This is a genomic window from Aeromonas sp., assembly GCF_050633025.1.
Lineage (GTDB): Bacteria > Pseudomonadota > Gammaproteobacteria > Enterobacterales > Aeromonadaceae > Aeromonas.
Genome location: NZ_JBODRQ010000186.1, coordinates 1 through 4,967, shown reverse-complemented (window position 1 = coordinate 4,967; position 4,967 = coordinate 1). Strand labels below are relative to the sequence as shown.

5 protein-coding genes are annotated in these 4,967 nt (G+C 60.2%); 1 reads left to right on the top strand and 4 read right to left on the bottom strand.

The features are described 5' to 3' along the window. Positions 1-794, bottom strand: a 794-nt coding sequence (locus ACRAUW_RS16730) for a TonB-dependent receptor plug domain-containing protein (RefSeq protein WP_431363181.1), incomplete at its 3' end; no start/stop codon positions are given. 57 nt (positions 795-851) lie between these two features. Beyond that, a complete protein-coding gene (locus ACRAUW_RS16725; RefSeq protein ID WP_431363180.1) occupies positions 852-2,081 on the bottom strand; it encodes an MFS transporter in 1,230 nt (409 codons plus the stop codon). Between the two features lie 251 nt (positions 2,082-2,332). On the opposite strand from ACRAUW_RS16725, the gene ACRAUW_RS16720 reads away from it, so the two are divergent. Continuing rightward, positions 2,333-3,085 (top strand): hypothetical protein, encoded by a 753-nt coding sequence (locus ACRAUW_RS16720; protein ID WP_431363179.1) that lies wholly within the window; start codon positions 2,333-2,335, stop codon positions 3,083-3,085. Between the two features lie 12 nt (positions 3,086-3,097). Here the strand turns inward: ACRAUW_RS16720 and ACRAUW_RS16715 are convergent, their stop codons facing one another. Next, positions 3,098-3,559, bottom strand: coding sequence for a DUF2919 domain-containing protein (locus ACRAUW_RS16715; RefSeq protein WP_042023947.1), 462 nt, complete (start codon positions 3,557-3,559; stop codon positions 3,098-3,100). Positions 3,560-3,708: 149 nt separating this feature from the next. Next, positions 3,709-4,656, bottom strand: coding sequence for a magnesium/cobalt transporter CorA (corA, locus tag ACRAUW_RS16710; protein ID WP_005337059.1), 948 nt, complete (start codon positions 4,654-4,656; stop codon positions 3,709-3,711). Positions 4,657-4,967 lie beyond the last annotated feature (311 nt).

The window sequence follows — 4,967 nt, the reverse complement described above, 5'->3', positions numbered from 1 at the left end:
TCGTCTTTGGCGAAGATGGCGGCCAGCTCCAGATCCTGATCCTGATCGATGAGCCAGGTCAGGTTGGTGATGGCGCTCCACTTTTCACGCTTCTCCAGGGCATCGGTGTTCGGATTGATGCTCTGCTCGCTCTGCCAGGCATCGCGATGCAGACCTTCGACGATGACGTTGCCCAGCAGTTTGTTGTCAATGAGAGAGCCGCTCAGATAGGCGCTGCCCTTGTTGGCATCGCCATTGTGACCATCGGTCGGGGTGCTGAAGGTGTATGAGGCCGAGCCTTTGGTTTGTTCGGTGGGTTTACGAAGAATGACGTTCACTACTCCACCCAGTGCATCGGCACCATACAGGGAAGAGATGGGGCCGCGCAGGACTTCAATCCGCTCGATGGCCGCGACCGGAATGGTGGAGACATCGAAGTCATTGGCATAACCGGAAGTGAGCGCTTCACGGGAGTTGATACGGCGGCCATTTACCAGCAATAGGGTATAGTCGCTCTCCAGACCGCGCAGGCGAATCTCCTGACGGCCATTGGTGTTGCCAGGATAAATGTGAACACCTGTTACGCCTTTGATGGCATCGGCCAGGGTACTGGCGTTCATCTTGTCCAGTTCGGCGCGGGTCACCACGGAGACGCTGGCCGGTGCAGACAGTTCAGAATGCTTGGTCTGGGTGGCGGTCACCACCATGGTTTCGTTGGCTTTGGGGGACTCGGCCTGGGCCAGGCCCGGCAGGGCACACAGACCAAGTGAGAGCAGGATCGGGTTCAAGCGAAATACGCCAGGCTGCAACTGCATTGTCAAAACTCCATGAATCAAACAGAGGTTATGGGGTCCGGCTCTGGGGCCGGTGGCTCACTGACTTCCTTGTCTGGCAGGTCCAGACTCGGGGTTATTGTTATTCCTTGTCTGTGCCAGCCCCTTTAGCAGAAGCCAGACACCGCAGCAGGCCAGCAGGCCGCAGCCGATATTGATCCAAGCCAGGTGGTCAACTCCGTGCAGGACGCCGTTCTGATCCGATACCAGCAACCTGGCCGAGAGCAGGCTGCCAAGGCCGGCTGCCACGTTGGTGACCGTCCCCTGAAATGACATAAAGGCGGCGCGCTGATGGGGCGCAGGAATTGCCGCCGTGATGGCGAGGGTGGTACTGGAACGGGCCGAGCTCAGGGCCATGAAGAGGGTGAACAGCAGGTAGACGGGCATGTCGACCGGCAGGGCAAAACCGAGCAGTGTAATCAGTGCCAGCAGCAGGCTGGTGATCAAGATGGCGCCCTGAGCCCGGCCCTGATCAATCCAGCCACCGCACAGTCGCATGGTGGCCATGCTGGCGAAGCCGCCGCACAAATAGAGGGTGGCAATCTGCTCGCGGGGGAAGGCGAGGTTGAACTGGAAGTAGTTGGCAAAATGTGGGATCAGCAAGAAGTGACCGAACATCTGCAGGCAGAGGATGAACAGGGCGCTCTGGCAGAGCGGGGAGCCCAGCAACTGCCGCAACCCGCTGCCGTGAGGGGCACGACTGACCGGTAGTGAAGGGAACAGCATGGTGCAGAACAAGGCCAGCAGCAGGCCGCAGAGGCCAAACAGCAGGAAGGGGCTCTGCCAGCCGAACCACTGGGCCAGGAGCAGGGCAAGGGGCACCACCAGGATGGCGGCCAGCGAGAAAGCCATGCCCACGTAGGCGAGGCGGCGACCTCGCTCGGCAGGCGGCACCAGATCCAGTACGGCTGCCATCAGGATGGCGGCAAGCGGCCCGGCCACACAGCCCGACAGGACGAACAACACCAGCAGCTGCTGGCTGTTTTGCACCAGGGCGCAGGCCATCAACAGCAGAAAACGCAAGGTCAGCAGCACCAGCAACGCGGGCTTGCGATTGACCCGGTCGAGCCAGGGGGCGGCGATGAGGCCCATCAGGGCGGCCCCCAGAGTGGCGCCGCCGCTGAAATAGCCGGTCTGCTCCGGTGCCATGCCGAGGCTGGTGACCAGAGCCGGCCCAAGGGGCATCACCATCATCATGCTGCCCATGGAGAGCATATTGACCAGCAGGGCAAGGTGGATGGCGGCGGGGGCGGCGGTCACTGTCTTCATCGACGGCAAGCTCGAAAAAATGAGACTGAATTGTATCCGAGCTATTTTTTTATGACAACAAATGATAATTATTTTTATTTGTATTGCCTGATCTATCTCCGCTCTTTTCATCGAAAAATGAAGGGCCTGACCTGCACGGTGTTCACCGCTCACGGGCAAAATCATTGAAAAGCGGGCGGGATGGCCCATGATGACGAGGTGATGAGCAGGCCGATGACGTGAAGGACCGACAAGTGGGACGGGAGGGCAAGATGAGAAGATGGCGCGGGTTTGGACTCTGGCTGCTGTGGGGGCTTTGGTGCCTGCCGCTACGGGCCGAGGTGAAAGTGATCCCGGTCTTCGAGGCGCAGGCGGCGGTGCAGACCCTCAAGGAGATCTATCCCCAGCTTGGGGTCAGCGCCATGGGTAATCAGCTGGTGCTGAGCGGGACGCCAGCCCAGCTGCAGGAAGCCGAAGCCACGCTGGCGCAGATCAACCAGCCACCGCAAAGCCTGCTTATCGAGTGGCGGGTCGATGGTGCGGCCAGCGGTCAGCAACTGGGGGGCTCAATCAGTCGCGATGAGGCCAAGCGGCAGTGGCTGATCGATGGCAACGCCCGGCAGTACCAGCGCAGCCAGAACGACAGCTGGCAGGTGCGCGGGCTTTCGGGGCGTCCCGTGCTGCTGCAGATGGGCTCCTATCAGCCGGTCACCTTCTATCAATGGAACGGGGGCGCGGTGGTGGGGATGATGCCGCTGGTGAACGGCCTCTATGCCACGGCCACCTTGATTGGCGATCGGGTGCAGATTGAGCTGAGCAGCGAACAGGCGAGGCTGGATCAGGGCACCATCAATCGTGGGCAGAGTGCCACCGAGGTGAGCGGGGCCCCGGGCCAGTGGTTGACGGTGGGGGAGCTCTCGACCAGCTCAGCGGATCAGGGGAGCAGCCTCGGCACCCAGCTACAGGGCGGGCGAGGCAGCCAGAGCGAGCGCCAGACCCTGCAGATCCGGGTCACTCGCCAATAGGTGTCAGCCCCGTCAGTGGGGCTGATCTGCGGCATATTCCCGTAGCTGGCGACTGCGCAGCAGATACCAGAGCGCCCAGAGGCTGGCGACCAGCACCAGTGCGGTGGGCCAGCTGAACGACCACTTCTGCAAATTGAGGCTGTGCAGTTGCATCAGCAGGCCGCTGACGGCAGAGCAAAGTAGCAGCAGCGGGCTGTGGCGCCGGAGTCTGGCGCGAATGCTCTGGGTCTGCTGATAGGTGCCCCCGCAGGCGAGCAACGCCAGCATGGCGGGTACGTCGGTCAGCAGGCTGATGTAGAGGGTGATCTTGTCCGGATAAAAGAGGGTAAGGATCTCGCTGCCGCTCTCGCGGGTCACTCCCGCCATCAGAAAGAGCCAGACCGAGCGGGTCAGCAACAGGGCAATGGGCCAGAACCAGAGAGGCGGGCGTAACTGGCCGTGATCGTCATATCGGTGTTCGGGGTAGAGGGTCATGGTTGCCCGTTATCCACTTGAATTGAGTGATGAAGGGGATATGGGGCGACGAAGCGCCCTTTGCAAGGCGTTGGGTGTGGCGCCAATTAATCGGGGGGCCATGCCCCCCCAATCCGTTTCTTCAGATATCGCAGCGCGCGTCGGCGGCGTTACAGCCAGCCTTTGCGCTTGAAGAAGAGGCCGGTGCCGAGCGATGACATCACCATCAGCACCAGTGACATGGGATAACCATACTCCCAGGCGAGCTCCGGCATGCGGCCGAAGTTCATGCCGTAGATGCTGGCGATCAGGGTCGGCGGCAGGAAGATCACGGCGGCTACCGAGAAGATCTTGATCACCTTGTTCTGCTCCAGATTGGTCACCCCCATGGAGGCCTCCAGCTGGAAGTTGATCTTGTCGAACAGGAACTGGGTGTGGGGCAAGAGAGATTCCACGTCGTGCAGCATCTCGTCGATCCACTTGTTCTGCTCAAGGCTCATGCGCTGGCGCAGGCTGCGTTTGAGGAAACGCAGGGCGCGGCGGGTATCGTGCAGAGAGAGACGGATCTGGCCGTTGGCCTCTTCCTGTGCCATCAACTCTTTCAGCATGGGGTTGATCTGATCCGGCTCGAAGATCTGATCGGCGGTGTTTTCCAAGGTCTTGTAACCATCTTCGATAAGGTCGGAGAGGTATTCTACCTTGAGGTTCTGCACCTCCAGCAGGATGTCGAGGGCATCCTCCACCTCCAGCCGATCCTGGCGCATATAGTGACGCAGCAGGCGCACCAGCCCGATGTCATCTTCACGAATGCTGATCAGCAGGTTGTTGCGCAGGGTAAAGGAGACGTGGACACCCTTGGTGTCACGACCGATCCGCTGGGGAAACAGGGAGTGGATGTGCAGACCATCGGTATCCCAGTAGAAACGGGCTGATGCTTCGATGTCATCGAGCTCTTCCTTGTCGGGAACCTCTTCCAGGAACAGGCCCGTCAACCATTCTCGCTCTGCCGTGTCCGGTTTGTAGGCATCCAGCCAGACCGTGTTGTCAGGTACTATGTCGTCAGGCCCGAGCGTGACTATGTCCAGCACCTTGTTATTGAGAATGTAGGCGGTGATCATCTGTCCCCCCTTAAAAAGTCATGGGTAATCAGGGATGGTTGCACAGGTCATGCGGCCTTAGATCGCTGCAGAAGGCGATCCCGTGAATAAGCAGATCGGGCCGATGGAAAACCTGAATGCGGCGAACTATACAGGGGCGGGCCGCGCTTGTCAGGGGCTATTCATCAGGGATTCAGCCTGTTTGTTCAAAAAAACAGCGAGGTCGGATCACCTGAGCGGCTATGCGGCGTAGAACCCAGCCTTTGGTTGGGGGAGGGCTAGCTGGGGCTGCTTGTTGCCGCTGCCCCGCTTCATCACATATTCGGATAATT